13 protein-coding genes are annotated in these 13,008 nt (G+C 50.6%); 6 read left to right on the top strand and 7 right to left on the bottom strand.

All coding sequences use genetic code 11. The features are described 5' to 3' along the window. Positions 1-42: 42 nt before the first annotated feature. The 3 genes from U9S71_RS10240 to U9S71_RS10250 all read left to right on the top strand — a co-directional run bounded on the left by U9S71_RS10240 (position 43) and on the right by U9S71_RS10250 (position 2,495). Positions 43-483: a TPM domain-containing protein gene (locus U9S71_RS10240; protein ID WP_326327253.1), complete on the top strand. Its 441-nt coding sequence runs from the start codon at positions 43-45 to the stop codon at positions 481-483. After that, a complete protein-coding gene (locus U9S71_RS10245; RefSeq protein WP_326327255.1) occupies positions 467-1,267 on the top strand; it encodes a TPM domain-containing protein in 801 nt (266 codons plus the stop codon). The genes U9S71_RS10240 and U9S71_RS10245 overlap by 17 nt, the downstream gene beginning before the upstream one ends. 94 nt (positions 1,268-1,361) lie before the next feature. Beyond that, positions 1,362-2,495 (top strand): TlpA disulfide reductase family protein, encoded by a 1,134-nt coding sequence (locus U9S71_RS10250; RefSeq protein WP_326327257.1) that lies wholly within the window; start codon positions 1,362-1,364, stop codon positions 2,493-2,495. A gap of 83 nt (positions 2,496-2,578) precedes the next feature. Here the strand turns inward: U9S71_RS10250 and pfkA are convergent, their stop codons facing one another. The 4 genes from pfkA to U9S71_RS10270 all read right to left on the bottom strand — a co-directional run bounded on the left by pfkA (position 2,579) and on the right by U9S71_RS10270 (position 6,680). Beyond that, positions 2,579-3,556 carry a 6-phosphofructokinase gene (pfkA, locus tag U9S71_RS10255; RefSeq protein WP_326327258.1) on the bottom strand — a complete coding sequence of 326 codons (978 nt, stop codon included), beginning with the start codon at positions 3,554-3,556 and terminating at the stop codon, positions 2,579-2,581. A gap of 21 nt (positions 3,557-3,577) precedes the next feature. Next, positions 3,578-5,296: a protein-disulfide reductase DsbD family protein gene (locus tag U9S71_RS10260; RefSeq protein WP_326327259.1), complete on the bottom strand. Its 1,719-nt coding sequence runs from the start codon at positions 5,294-5,296 to the stop codon at positions 3,578-3,580. Between the two features lie 55 nt (positions 5,297-5,351). Then, positions 5,352-5,801 carry a protein-disulfide reductase DsbD N-terminal domain-containing protein gene (locus U9S71_RS10265; RefSeq protein WP_326327260.1) on the bottom strand — a complete coding sequence of 150 codons (450 nt, stop codon included), beginning with the start codon at positions 5,799-5,801 and terminating at the stop codon, positions 5,352-5,354. A 108-nt stretch (positions 5,802-5,909) separates the two neighbouring features. After that, positions 5,910-6,680 carry a biotin--[acetyl-CoA-carboxylase] ligase gene (locus U9S71_RS10270; RefSeq protein ID WP_326327261.1) on the bottom strand — a complete coding sequence of 257 codons (771 nt, stop codon included), beginning with the start codon at positions 6,678-6,680 and terminating at the stop codon, positions 5,910-5,912. 50 nt (positions 6,681-6,730) lie between these two features. On the opposite strand from U9S71_RS10270, the gene rsfS reads away from it, so the two are divergent. The 3 genes from rsfS to U9S71_RS10285 all read left to right on the top strand — a co-directional run bounded on the left by rsfS (position 6,731) and on the right by U9S71_RS10285 (position 9,915). After that, positions 6,731-7,105 carry a ribosome silencing factor gene (gene rsfS / locus U9S71_RS10275; RefSeq protein ID WP_326327262.1) on the top strand — a complete coding sequence of 125 codons (375 nt, stop codon included), beginning with the start codon at positions 6,731-6,733 and terminating at the stop codon, positions 7,103-7,105. 31 nt (positions 7,106-7,136) lie between these two features. Then, positions 7,137-9,242, top strand: coding sequence for an ATP-dependent zinc metalloprotease FtsH (gene ftsH, locus U9S71_RS10280; RefSeq protein WP_326327263.1), 2,106 nt, complete (start codon positions 7,137-7,139; stop codon positions 9,240-9,242). Positions 9,243-9,303: 61 nt separating this feature from the next. Next, positions 9,304-9,915: a LutC/YkgG family protein gene (locus U9S71_RS10285; RefSeq protein ID WP_326327265.1), complete on the top strand. Its 612-nt coding sequence runs from the start codon at positions 9,304-9,306 to the stop codon at positions 9,913-9,915. Here the strand turns inward: U9S71_RS10285 and U9S71_RS10290 are convergent. From U9S71_RS10290 to U9S71_RS10300, 3 genes are all read right to left on the bottom strand, one after another. Beyond that, entirely contained in the window at positions 9,912-10,586 is a 675-nt protein-coding gene (locus tag U9S71_RS10290) for an ABC transporter ATP-binding protein (RefSeq protein WP_326327266.1), read from the bottom strand. The two genes, U9S71_RS10285 and U9S71_RS10290, sit on opposite strands and share 4 nt — an antisense overlap. Before the next feature lie 163 nt (positions 10,587-10,749). Beyond that, a complete protein-coding gene (locus U9S71_RS10295) occupies positions 10,750-11,394 on the bottom strand; it encodes a DUF6266 family protein (RefSeq protein ID WP_326327267.1) in 645 nt (214 codons plus the stop codon). A gap of 224 nt (positions 11,395-11,618) precedes the next feature. Beyond that, complete coding sequence (locus U9S71_RS10300; protein ID WP_326327268.1) at positions 11,619-12,848, bottom strand: ROK family transcriptional regulator; 1,230 nt, start codon at positions 12,846-12,848, stop codon at positions 11,619-11,621. Between the last annotated feature and the right edge of the window lie 160 nt (positions 12,849-13,008).

A 13,008-nucleotide genomic window follows, 5' to 3' on the forward strand; every position in this document is an offset into this window, starting at 1 on the left:
TCGGATGCGGGATTTGACACTTAAACGGATAGTTAGCTGGATATGGAGCAATTTACGGAAGAACAGCAGGAAGCAATCATACATGCCATCCAAGTGGCAGAGGGCTACACCTCTGGTGAAATCCGCTTGGCCGTTGAGCCCCGATGCAAAGGTGAGCCGATGGATCGGGCGGCGGTGTATTTTCATCGATTGGGCATGGATAAAACCGCCCTGCGCAACGGCGTGCTGATTTACATGGCTACCGACGACCATCGGTACGCCATTATAGGTGATGCTGGCATCCACGCAAAAGTCGCTCCCGGGTTTTGGGAGGAGACAAAGGAGCTGATGCTGGGGTATTTTAAACAGGGCGACCTGGTGCAGGGGCTTATTGAAGGAATTAAACATGCCGGAGAGCAGCTGCAGCACTTCTTTCCGCGGCAGGACGACGATGTGAATGAGCTGCCTAATGATATAGCCTTTGGCGATGGTAAAGACGATTAAGTATTTAAAAACAACGATAATTTGTGCATTGCTGCTTGGGGGATGGCTAGCGACCTCCGCGCAGGATTTTCCAGCAACCCCCAGTACGCTGGTCAACGACTACACCAATACCCTCTCCCCCGCCGATGTAGCGCAATTAGAACGCAAACTGGTCGCTTTTGATGACAGCACGTCCACACAGATCGCGGTGGTTGTGATGCAGTCTACAGGGCAGTACGAGATAGCGGATTACGCCGTGCGGCTGGCCCAGCAGTGGGGTATTGGCGGCAAGGAGCACGATAACGGCATCCTGCTCCTGGTTGCCTTGGGCGACCGTGCCGTGACGATACAGACCGGCTATGGCGTGGAAGGTGCTGTGCCCGATGCAATCGCCTACCGGATTATCGAGAATGAAATCAAGCCCGCATTCCGGCAAGGAGACTATGCTACAGGTATAAACCGGGCCACCGATGCCCTCATCGCCTACACCAAGGGCGAATACAAGGCTGCGCCAAAGAAAGAGCAGGGGAAGGGGGGCGGCTTCGGTTCGCTCATTTTCATTGTGATCATTGTTGTTGTCGCCATTGCTATGTCTGGACGTGGCGGCGGCGGTGGTGGTGGCAGGGTAATGGGTGGCCGGGGGGCTTCTGACCTGTTGTGGTGGACGCTCCTAAGCGGTATGGGTCGGGGTGGCCGTGGTGGCGGCTTCGGCGGCGGCGGTGGTGGATTTGGCGGCGGTGGCGGGGGCTTCGGTGGGTTTGGCGGCGGCGGCTTTGGTGGCGGCGGAGCCAGTGGGAGTTGGTAAGCATACGCAAACAATCAGAAGTAACAATGTGTTTATGAGGGAAACATTGATGTCGAATTATCCCATCTTTGCAAACACATATAAAAATAACAACATGATGAAGAAGTTGGCCTTGGTGGTTGCGGCCGCGTTACCCATGGTGGTGGTTGCACAGGAAGATTTTACCGTTACAGCGAAGGTGGGTGCTTTGAACGCGCCTGCCAAGGCATACCTCAGCTATCGGACAGCTGCGGGTGCCGTGCTGGATTCGGCTACAGTGACCGATGGGGCGTTTAAGTTCCATGGTACAGTGGCGACACCGTCGCGGGCGCTGGTACTGCTTGCCCACGAAGGAGGGGATATCCGCGGGATGGAAGATCCCGACCGGGTGGAACTCTACCTCGAGCAGGGTGCTATCCAAGTTACCTCGGCCGACTCGCTAGTTAATGCTTCTATAACGGGCGGTGCTACAAACAAGGACTTTGCTATATACAATGAACACGTTGCTCCCCTACAAGCCAAGATGGGCAGTGTGATGGCGCGTTTCGTTGCCGCATCGGATGCGCAGAAGCAAGACCCCGCGTTTATACAGGGACTGCAGGCCGAGGCCATGGCTGTTCAGGAAGAGCAGAAGGCGATAGACTTCAATTACATCAGCGAGTATCCATCCAGCGTCGTCAGTATTGATCTGCTCATGCCTTACGTAGGATCGGAGTCCACTGCGGAAGTTGTGGAGCCCGCATTCAACAAACTGTCGGCAGCACTGAAAAATTCCGATAAAGGGAAGGCGATCACCGCACAACTGGAAAGTACGAGGCGGGTGGATATCGGTGCCGTTGCCCCCGAGTTCAGCCAGCCGGATACCAGTGGCTCGCCAATCGCTTTGTCGTCGTTCCGTGGTAAATATGTACTGGTCGATTTTTGGGCGAGCTGGTGCGGCCCCTGCCGGCAGGAAAACCCCAACGTTGTTGAGGCTTACCACGCATTCAAAGACAAGAACTTTACCGTGTTCGGGGTATCGCTAGACCGCCCTGGGGCAAAAGATGCATGGCTGAAAGCCATCAAGGACGATGGATTACAGGATTGGCCGCACGTATCCGAGCTAAAATGGTGGCAGTCTGATGTGGTGGAGCTCTATGGTATCCAAGGTATCCCAGCCAATTTCCTGCTGGATCCCGAAGGTCGGATCATCGCGAAGAACCTGCGGGGTGCGGATCTCCATACCACCTTGGCGGAGTTACTCCAGTGATCCACGCATAGAAAATTTAACCATACCAAAAAACGCCCCGGATTCAGTAATCCGAGGCGTTTTTTATGTGTCGCGCGTCGTATTTACAGCGACAGGATATCGACAAGACGTAAGAGGTTCTCGTTGACGGTGCCGATGTGCTTAATGGCCTTATTGAAGGGTGTAAATGCTGTCTGGCTGTGTATTAAACCTGCCATTTCGCCACGGCGGCCCTCCAGAAGCGCCTCCACGGCAACTACCCCAAGCCGGCTGGCCAGCACCCGGTCCATGCATGTTGGGCTTCCGCCCCGTTGGATGTGCCCGAGAATCGAAACCCGCATGTCATAATGAGGAAAACGCTCTTTGATGCGTTCAGCCACCGCAAAAGCGCCACCTGCGTCATCCCCTTCGGCCACGATGATCACCCGTGAGGCTTTATTTTTACGGGTCCGGTCGAGCCGGTCCATCATCGCTTCATACTCAACCTTGATTTCAGGAATCAATACGCATTCCGCACCAACGCTGATGCCCGCCCGCAGGGCAATGAGACCGGAGTCCCGACCCATCACCTCCACTACGAACACACGATCGTGCGACTCGGCGGTATCGCGGATTTTGTCTACCGCTTCGATAACCGTATTGATGGCCGTGTCGTAACCGATGGTAAAATCGGTGCCTACCAAATCGTTATCGATGGTGCCCGGCAGGCCGATGATGGGGACGTTGTGCTCTTCGATAAACTTTGAAGCGCCGGTAAAAGTGCCATCGCCGCCAATGGCTACCAAGCCGTCTATGCCGTGTTTCTTGAGGTTCTCGTACGCCCGCTGGCGGCCTTCCACCGTGCGGAATTCTTCACTTCTCGCCGTCTTCAGGATAGTACCCCCGCGTTGGATGATGTTGGCTACCGACTTGGCGTCCATCGGAAAGATGTCGTCATGGACCATACCGTCATATCCCCGGCCGATTCCAAATACGTTGAGGTTGTAATAAAGACCGGTCCGTACGACTGCACGGATGGCTGCATTCATCCCCGGGGCGTCGCCGCCAGACGTAAATACGGCAATGTTCTTGATGTTGCTCATTAATTTAATGTGTTTGCTTTTTTATGGTATTTGTTTTTCGTTGAAATTTTTCAATCCTAAAGCCAAGTAAGCCAAGAATTTCTGCTTGTCGAATTCCGCACCTACCGGGGGAGAAACTAATAATTCTTCCTCCGGCGAGTATAGTACATAATAGGGCTGGGAGATCGAATTGAATCGATCTGCTTGCAGGTGCATAAACTTCTTACCTATCGTATTGACTTCTCTTTTAAGCACGTCGGAATAAAATTGCTCGTCTTCCGGCAATGCACGACGCTCATCCGTATAAAGCGATACGACAATGTATTCGTTGCGTAATAGGTTGTCTATTGCCGGATCAACCCATACGTTGTTCTCCATCTCCCGGCAGTTGACGCAACCGTGCCCCGTAAAATCCAAAAACAGGGGCTTATTAACCGTTTTGGCATATTGCAGAGCCTCCTCATAGTCAAGATAGCCGTCGATGTCGTTAGGTACGTGGAGAAAATCACTGTATTTTTTGGGTTGGCCCGATGTGCTTTCTGGCGCAGCCGTACTGGAAACACGTTGACCATAGGTGGCCGCACGGAAGTCCTGCGTGTGCATGGGCGGAACCAATCCGCTGATCACTTTAAGCGGTGCGCCCCATAACCCCGGTACCATATACAAGGCGAAGGCGAAGAAGCCTCCCGATAAAAAGAGCCGCACGATGGAGATATGCGGCAAATCCGAATCATGCGATAATTTGATTTTTCCTAATAAATACAACCCAATAAACGAGGCGATGACAATCCATAACACCAGAAAAACCTCGCGGTCAAGAATACCCCAATGGTAAACGAGATCCGCGGTGGACAGGAATTTCAATGCAAGTGCAATTTCAAGGAAGCCGAGCACTACCTTCACCGAGTTGAGCCAACCACCAGACTTTGGTAGTGATGTCATCCAGCTGGGGAAAATCGCGAAAACGGTAAACACTAACGCCAAGGCCAGGGAAAATCCAAACATACCGATAACCGGACCTAAGTAATTGCCGGTTTGGTTGACCAATACAATAACACTGCCGATGATGGGGCCCGTGCACGAAAACGAAACAACCGCCAGCGTTGCGGCCATGAAGAAAATGCCAATCAGGCCTTTGGCGTCGGACTTTGAGTCGACCTTGTTGACAAAGGCACTGGGTAATGTGATTTCGAACGCCCCCAAAAAGGAAATGCCAAAAATGAGCAGCACTAAAAAGATGAAAATGTTGAAAATGCCATTCGTGGCCAGCTCGTTTAGGGCACTGGCCCCAAAGATAACCGTTACCAAGAGTCCTAAAGCCACATAGATCACGATGATGGATAATCCGTAAAGCAGTGCACCTTGAATGCCCTTGCCCTTGGTCTCTGCCCGCTTCGTGAAGAAACTAACCGTAAGCGGAATCAAAGGATAAATACAGGGCATTAGAATGGCGAGGAAACCACCCAAGAAACCGGCGACAAAAATCCCCCAAAGTGTTTGCGGGGTGCCCCCGCCAGTAGCGTCGCCGTCGGCAGCTGCTAGCACCGCCTGTCCCGCCGCGCTATCTACCAGCTCTTGGCCATCGCTAAATACCACATCTTCGTGGACACCGATGTATTCCATCGCCTCCGCCGATGTATCGGGGCTCTCTGTAAACTCAATATCGCTGAAATCAAGTAAGGTGTCTTGCGCCACGGTGTGGGGTAAAGCAACTACTGCCATACCTAGTAACAATGATAACGTAAAGAGGATACGCTTCATGAATATCTATTAAACGACGTGCAAAAATAATAAAGAAAGACAGAAAAATACCGGTTTATTTCACCGCTACCGCAAATGTCACTTCATCGGGCGGCAAGCACTGGTTGGCGTCGCACGCCATAAACTCAACGGCACCTTTCACGGTTGTGGCGCCCTTTTTTAACTTGACTTTCTGTTGGAAAACCACTTCTTTGTCGAAATATCCCACATCCATCGCGAAAACCTCTTCGTATTTTGTTTTCGGCTTCGGTTCAGCAGGCTTGCCCACAAGCGTATAGTCCGTAGACGGACTGAAGGTGAACGATGTCTTGATGGGGCCACCCTCTTCCACGTGTTGTGAGTAAATGTGCCAGCCTTTGTCTATCGTGGCCTTAATGAAAACCACAGCTTCGTCTTTACTGATTTTTTTTGCCCCGAATTGCCAGGTGACGGGTTTTAGGATTTGCGCAAAGGCACCCGTTGCCGCGAAACACAAAACCATTGCCGCTAATACTACTTTTCTCATAATCATTCAAGTGTTGTTTTTGTAAAATAATATGACTCGCTTTACTGCTTGGGGTTTAATTCCAGCAGCATCGTTCGGTGTTTGCGCTGCAAAGGTAACTAATCCTGTTTAGATGACAAAGGCTATTTCCTTGATGTCAAAGTCGACACGATGACCATCGAAGTCGATTTGTAGCCGCCCTGTCTCGCTAACCCCCCGCAATACGCCCGATACATTAATCCCGTCTACCAGATAGGGGCGCAACTCATCACGGCCATACAACCGTCGCTTATAGTCGTCCAAAATGGTCTTAAAACGGCCCGACTTCAGCATAAGGTACTCCCGATCAATATGTTTACAAAGGTCGGGCAATAATTCAGATACATCGCAATCGCTGTGTAAAATTTGCTTGACCGAAGTGGTCCGCTTTTCGATTTCGGGAGGAAACGAAGTCTGGTTCACATTGATGCCGATACCAACCACCGCCGTTTTCCATACTTTGCCTTTCAAGCTGTTTTCGATCAGGATACCGCCGATTTTCCGGTCGCCCACATACAGATCATTCGGCCACTTGATCTTTACATCCACGTGGGTTAGTGACTCCAGCCAGCGGACAACGGCGAGGCTAATTGCTGCTGTAAGCACGAATTGCTGTTTCGGGTCGAGGAAGATAGGGGTGAGCAGTACGCTAACCGTCAGGTTCTTGCCCGGTTCGCTTTGCCACGCCGTACCTTTTTGGCCCCTGCCACCGTATTGGTCAACTGCCATTATTACAGTGCCTTCAGGGAGTGGCGTGGATTTTGACAGAACCTCCTTGAGGTAATCGTTGGTGGAAGGGACCCGCTGTAATGTAATAACATTTTGGCCCTCGAATAATCCCGAAAATGTGTTACTTTGCAATACGAATGGAATAAAAGGGTATCATTGCCCCAAAACTATAATTATTTTTAATGATAAAAAACAAAAAATCAGTCCTATCAGCCCGCCTGTCGGAGGTTATTGTCCACGGTATGCAGGAGAAAAAGGGTAATGAGATCGTTAGGCTTGATTTGAGGAATATCGGGGGGGCGGTTTCCGATTATTTCGTGATTTGCCATGCAGACTCATCCACACAGGTCAATGCGTTGGCAAAAAGTGTGGAAGAAGAAGTATACAAAGCACTTCAACAAGAACCTTGGCGTAAGGAGGGGTTGGAACACGGAGAGTGGATTTTATTGGACTTCGTCGATGTTGTTGTCCATATTTTTAAAACAGATAAGCGCAGCTATTACGGTATCGAGGACCTATGGGGAGATGCTGAAATGGAATACTACCAGAGTGCGTAATTCAAACAGAACAAAAAAGGGAAGCAAAGGTATGCCTAAAGGACCAGATAGATTAAAGAGAGTGCCCAGTAAAAAGGTGACGCCGAAGCCGCCACGTTTCAATATCATATGGCTGTGGGTCGCGATGTTTTTCGGCTTCTTTGCGTTACAGTATCTTTTTACTGATGACAAAGCGAAGGAGATTACCTACGAAGAGTTCGAAGAGAATATGCTTAAACCAGGTGACGTAGATCGCTTGGTTGCCTATAAGCAGAATGAGCTGATTTTTGTCGAAGTTTTTATTAAAGAAGACCGGCTTAGCGACCCGAAATATAAGGACGTGCAACCCAGTTCCAACGGGCTGACGCTTGCGCCCTCCACAGGCCCACAATATACCTTCACCGCGTTTTCGGCAGAGGTACTGCAAGGGAAGTTGGCCGAAGCACAGCTGGATACACCACCGGAGGACCGCGTGTCGGTGAAGCCGGAAGATCGCACGAGCGCATGGGGGTGGTTGGCTTCCATTATATTGCCGTTGTTGCTGATTATCGTGTTTTGGATATTCATTATGCGCCGTATGGGCGGTGGTGGTGGTGGCCCCGGAGGCCAGATTTTCAATATCGGTAAATCCAAAGCGACACTTTTCGACAAAGAATCGCAGGTAGCCATAACGTTCAGCGATGTGGCTGGACTGGAAGAAGCCAAGCAAGAGGTGATGGAGATCGTCGATTTCCTTAAAAACCCGAAGAAATACACCAATCTGGGGGGCAAAATCCCGAAAGGGGCGTTGTTGGTGGGCTCGCCGGGTACCGGCAAGACCTTGTTGGCCAAAGCAGTCGCTGGCGAGGCCCAGGTGCCCTTTTTCTCCCTTTCAGGTTCAGATTTCGTGGAGATGTTCGTCGGCGTGGGGGCTTCCCGGGTGCGCGACCTCTTCCGGCAGGCGAAAGACAAGGCCCCCTGTATCATTTTTATCGATGAGATCGATGCCATTGGCCGCGCCCGGGGGAAAAACAGTGTGATGGGCGGCAATGACGAGCGCGAGAATACATTGAACCAACTGCTGGTAGAAATGGATGGATTCGGTACCGATTCGGGTATTATCATCATGGCCGCCACCAACAGGCCGGATGTATTGGATTCGGCATTGCTGCGTCCCGGCCGTTTCGACAGGCAGATTTCCATCGACAAGCCCGACTTGGTAGGCCGGGAGCAGATTTTCAAGGTGCACTTGAAGCCGCTGAAGCTTGCAGCCGAGGTGGACGCCAAGAAACTCTCCGCACAGACCCCCGGTTTTGCTGGTGCCGAAATTGCCAATGTGTGCAACGAGGCCGCATTGATAGCCGCTAGGCGTAACAAGGTCGCCATCGATATGCACGATTTCCAAGACGCGATAGACCGGGTGATTGGTGGTCTAGAGAAGAAAAACAAGATCATCTCACCAGAAGAGAAGCGGATTGTTGCCTTCCACGAAGCCGGTCACGCCATCACAGGCTGGTTCCTGGAGCATGCCGATCCTTTAGTGAAAGTCTCTATCGTGCCGCGTGGTGTTGCCGCATTGGGCTATGCCCAATACCTACCCAAGGAACAGTTTTTGTATACCACCGAGCAATTGATCGATGGGCTGTGCATGACCATGGGCGGCCGCGTGGCCGAAGATATTACCTTCGACAAAATCTCTACGGGTGCCCAAAACGACTTGGAGCGCATTACGAAATTGGCTTACGCCATGGTGGCTGTGTACGGCATGAACGATAAAGTGGGTAACGTATCGTTCAATGATAATCAGGAAAACCAGTTCCAGCGTCCTTATTCGGAGAAGACTGCCGAGCTGATCGATGAAGAAGTACGTAAGCTCATTGCTACCATCTACGAAAAAACCAGGCAGCTATTGCTTGAGAAACGAGAAGGGCTTATTGCTTTGGCTGAAAAGTTGCTCGAAAAGGAAATCCTCTTCCAGTCCGACTTGGAAGAAATATTGGGTCAGCGGCCCTTCGACCACCGGACCACATACGACGAATTCGTAAACGGTGAGTCGGGAGAAGGGGATCAAAGCAAAGCTGCAGAGGGGTTGGTACATGACGGTGTGGGTGATAACTCGGGGGTGTTGGAAGACAAGCCCGCCAAGGATGATGCCTCCTCCGGGACCGCTTCAACGTAATGCACGCGAACAGGAGGTTGCCTTGCAAAGGAACATAAAAGCGACCACAGCAAAAGAGCAGATGCTGAAGAAAATTCGGCAAGCGCTACTGCAAAAGCGGGAGCATCCGTATCCTAATTTCGAGGAGACAGCCCTGCATGTCGACGCGGCTGAGCCTGCGGATATATTGTTTGCCCAGCGTCTCACCGCCGTTGCCGGTCATTTCATTTACTGCGAAGATGAAGTGAGCTTCGTCGAGAGCTTGTTAGCGCTGGCCGAACAAGAAAAGCTGCGCCGGATGTATGCGTGGGAGCCGAAGGTGAGGAAGCTGCTGGATAACTATGAGTTTCCCTACTTCCAAACAGATAAAGATTTTACCGAGGCTGAAGCAGGCATTACGGCCTGCGAAGCGCTGATTGCGCGGTCAGGCAGTGTGTTGGTTAGCAACGCAGGGGCCGCCGGTCGTCGCCTGAGCATTTACCCCCACATTCATGTCGTTGTGGCGTACGCATCGCAACTGGTTATGGACATCAAAGATGGGCTTGACCTCGTCAGGCAGCGGTACGGGGATAACATCCCATCGGTGATCAGTCTCATTACCGGGCCGAGCCGCACCGCCGATATCGAAAAGACGTTGGTGTTGGGCGCCCATGGACCCAAGAACCTTTATGTTTTCTTGTTGGAAGACCGCTAACCTACTGTTTCCATCAGCACCTGTCCATCTAGCATGCGGATGATCCGGTCGGCGTAGCGGGCATCGTGTTCGCTATGGGTTACCATAACGATGGTCGTACCCTGTTCGTTCAGTTCAGTGAGTAGCTGCATCACCTCGTTGCCGTTATTGGAATCGAGATTCCCGGTGGGCTCATCCGCCAAAATCAGCTTGGGGTTGTTTACCACTGCACGGGCTACGGCAACGCGCTGTTGCTGTCCACCGGATAGCTGTTGCGGAAAGTGGTTGCGGCGGTGCATGATCTGCACTTTTTCCAGTACTTGCTCCACCCGTTTCTTACGCTCTGCAGCAGGCACCTTGGTGTAGATGAGTGGCAGCTCCACGTTTTCGAATACGGTCAGTTCGTCGATGAGGTTGAAGCTCTGGAAAACGAAGCCGATATTGTGCTTGCGCAGATCGGAGCGTTTACGTTCGTTGAATTTGGCCACTTCAATGTTGTTGAAAAGGTAGCTGCCATTGTCTAGGTCGTCGAGTAAACCAACGATGTTGAGTAGTGTGGATTTCCCACATCCCGATGGGCCCATCACAGCGACGAATTCCCCCTCTTTCACGTGGATGCTCAGGTTATTGAGCGCGACCGTTTCCACTTCTTCGGTACGGTAAAATTTTTGTAGTGCTGAAATCTTAATCATGTTGATCGCTAATTACCGTTAGTTCGCCTACATTATCGTTCCAGTTTTTTAGTGCGCTTATAGACAATATGTTATGTCTTGTGCGATTGGTGACACTGTTCGATATCGAACACCTCCTGTCCGTTTGCGGACAACTCCTGTATGCGTGATGGTCGTTTCCGGATTACGTGGAAGACAGCACATGGATATGTCGACTATCCGACATAGTGACGGATAGCGGGTCATTGAAGGCCAAGTAAACGTGAAGTTCGGTTCCGATCAAGGATGCAGGTACCGGGAAAAGGTATTGTCCCATCCCACGCGTGATGCCGGATGTACGGATATCCCAGCTTTTGCGTTCGACAAAGCGCAGTAGGATCATCGTGTTGTGGTCGTTTAGAATGGTGTATTTTAACGGAGGGGTATCCCAGGAAACAAGTAGCCCATCGTCCATCCAATTGGCGGAAACTGACTCCGCAGCGAGGAGTGGACCAGTGCTGATTTTGGCGTTGGCATAGTCAAAGAACAGGTTGGGGTATTCGCCGCCGATTGCATTTTTTTTATGATAGGAAAGAGCCATATTGAAAGGCGTCATGGGAAGGCCTTCAGTGACCTCTTGGTAACCGGCCCGGATGACCCCGGTAATGGGCGAAAGGAAAGACATCGCTAGTTTCATCCGCATTTCGTTGGCCAACTGTTTTTCGCTGCGGGGCTTGGTGGACTTTTTGGGAAGTGACCGCATCACGTTGATGCCCCGCCATTGATAGCCAATTACATTGCCGACTTTCCCAGAAAAGTTGCCGTTGGGGCCGTTTTTGAATGTTGCCATGGTTTATTGTTTTTGGTCTCCAACCAAATGTACAATATTCCTTAAAGTAATCAAAATATAAATAGAATAAAAATAATATATAAGAAGGATATAATTCGAGTTTTCCCCTATAAATTCCCTATAAAACCCCTATAACATCCCTATTAAAACCTAAAGAGTTTTTGATAAATTGTTAGTCTTTTGTTGGAGTGCTGGAGCAATCCACGGGCGGGATATCCGATCGTTTAAGAAGTGATCGCCAGCAGCCGGTCCCTCACGAGTAAGCAGGCGCCGATCACGCCGGCATTTTCTCCCAGTTGAGAGATTCTGAGTTGAGTGTCGTTATTGACCAAGCTAAGTGAATACTTGTTGAGGGCGTTTTTGATGGGTAGTCGGATGTAATCGCCGGTGGCAGCAAGGCATCCCCCTAGAATAATCAGTTCGGGATTGAAGAGGTTGACGAGCGTAGCCATTCCTTTGCCGATTTTCTCGCCGGCTTCCGTAATCAGCTCGATGGCCAAGGTATCGTCGTTATTAGCTGCTTCGATGATATCTTCCAACTTGATTTTTTCAGGTGCCGGATGTTTGGTTGTGATGATGCTAGTGGCCCCTTTATGGAGCCGCTCCTTGAATATCCGGGTGATGGCTTCGCCCGAAGCTTCGGTCTCCAAACAGCCTTTTTTACCGCAATGACAGAGGATTTCGTTGTTGAATGTCGGTATGTGTCCGAGCTCGCCAGCAAAACCGGATTTGCCGTAATAAAGCTGGCCATTCACCATAATGCCCATACCGATGCCGTGGTCGATATTTACAAACAGTACATCTTTTTCTTCGCCTACTGCCCCATTGCAGAATTCGCCATAGGCCATAGCCCTGGAGTCGTTTTCAAGAAAGGTGTGGATTCCGATGGAGGCCTCTATAATTTTGCTCAGCGGATCTTCGTGAAAGTTAAAGAAACTGTAACTATACCCTGTTTTATAGTTGATGCGGCCGGTGAGGTTTACCCCGATGCCAAGCACTTTTTCGCGCTGCACAGAGCTGGTACTGATGAAATCGTCGATGATTGTGCATAATGCATTTAGCGATTCTTCCGTGTTATTGAGCGCGTAGGGCACCCCTTTGATTACCTTAATAAGTTTACGCCTGAAATCCATCAGGCCGATATTGACACGGAAGTTTTTCACTTCGACCCCCACGAAAAAGGCCGAATCCGGTTGTAGTCCGTAAAGATTGGGTCTGCGACCCACGCCGGTGTCGCTCTTGCCGTAGTCCTTAGCTAAGCCATCAGCCATGAGCTCGCTCACCAGTTCGCTGGTCTTGGGTATACTGGTATTGAGTTTCTTGCTTAAGTCGGCCAGCGTCATGTTCCCTTCGTTGGCGAGATGGGTCAGTATCTGCTTCTTGAGCTGGACATTTTTATAGGCCACGCCGGAAAGTTCGGCCCCGTGCAATTCCTCAAAGAAAGTAGTTGTCATCGAATATATTACTTTGGATGTGCAAATGTACGCATTTTTAAAAAAATTAAAAATTAGCTGATTATTTCTCGTTGTATACGGGCACTACGTCTGCGGAATAGGAAGGACTGCCTGTTACGCCTAAAATATCAAGTAAAATATAGTTAAAAAATTTACTGAA

Origin of the sequence: Parapedobacter flavus (assembly GCF_035818675.1) — a bacterium.
GTDB lineage: Bacteria > Bacteroidota > Bacteroidia > Sphingobacteriales > Sphingobacteriaceae > Parapedobacter > Parapedobacter flavus.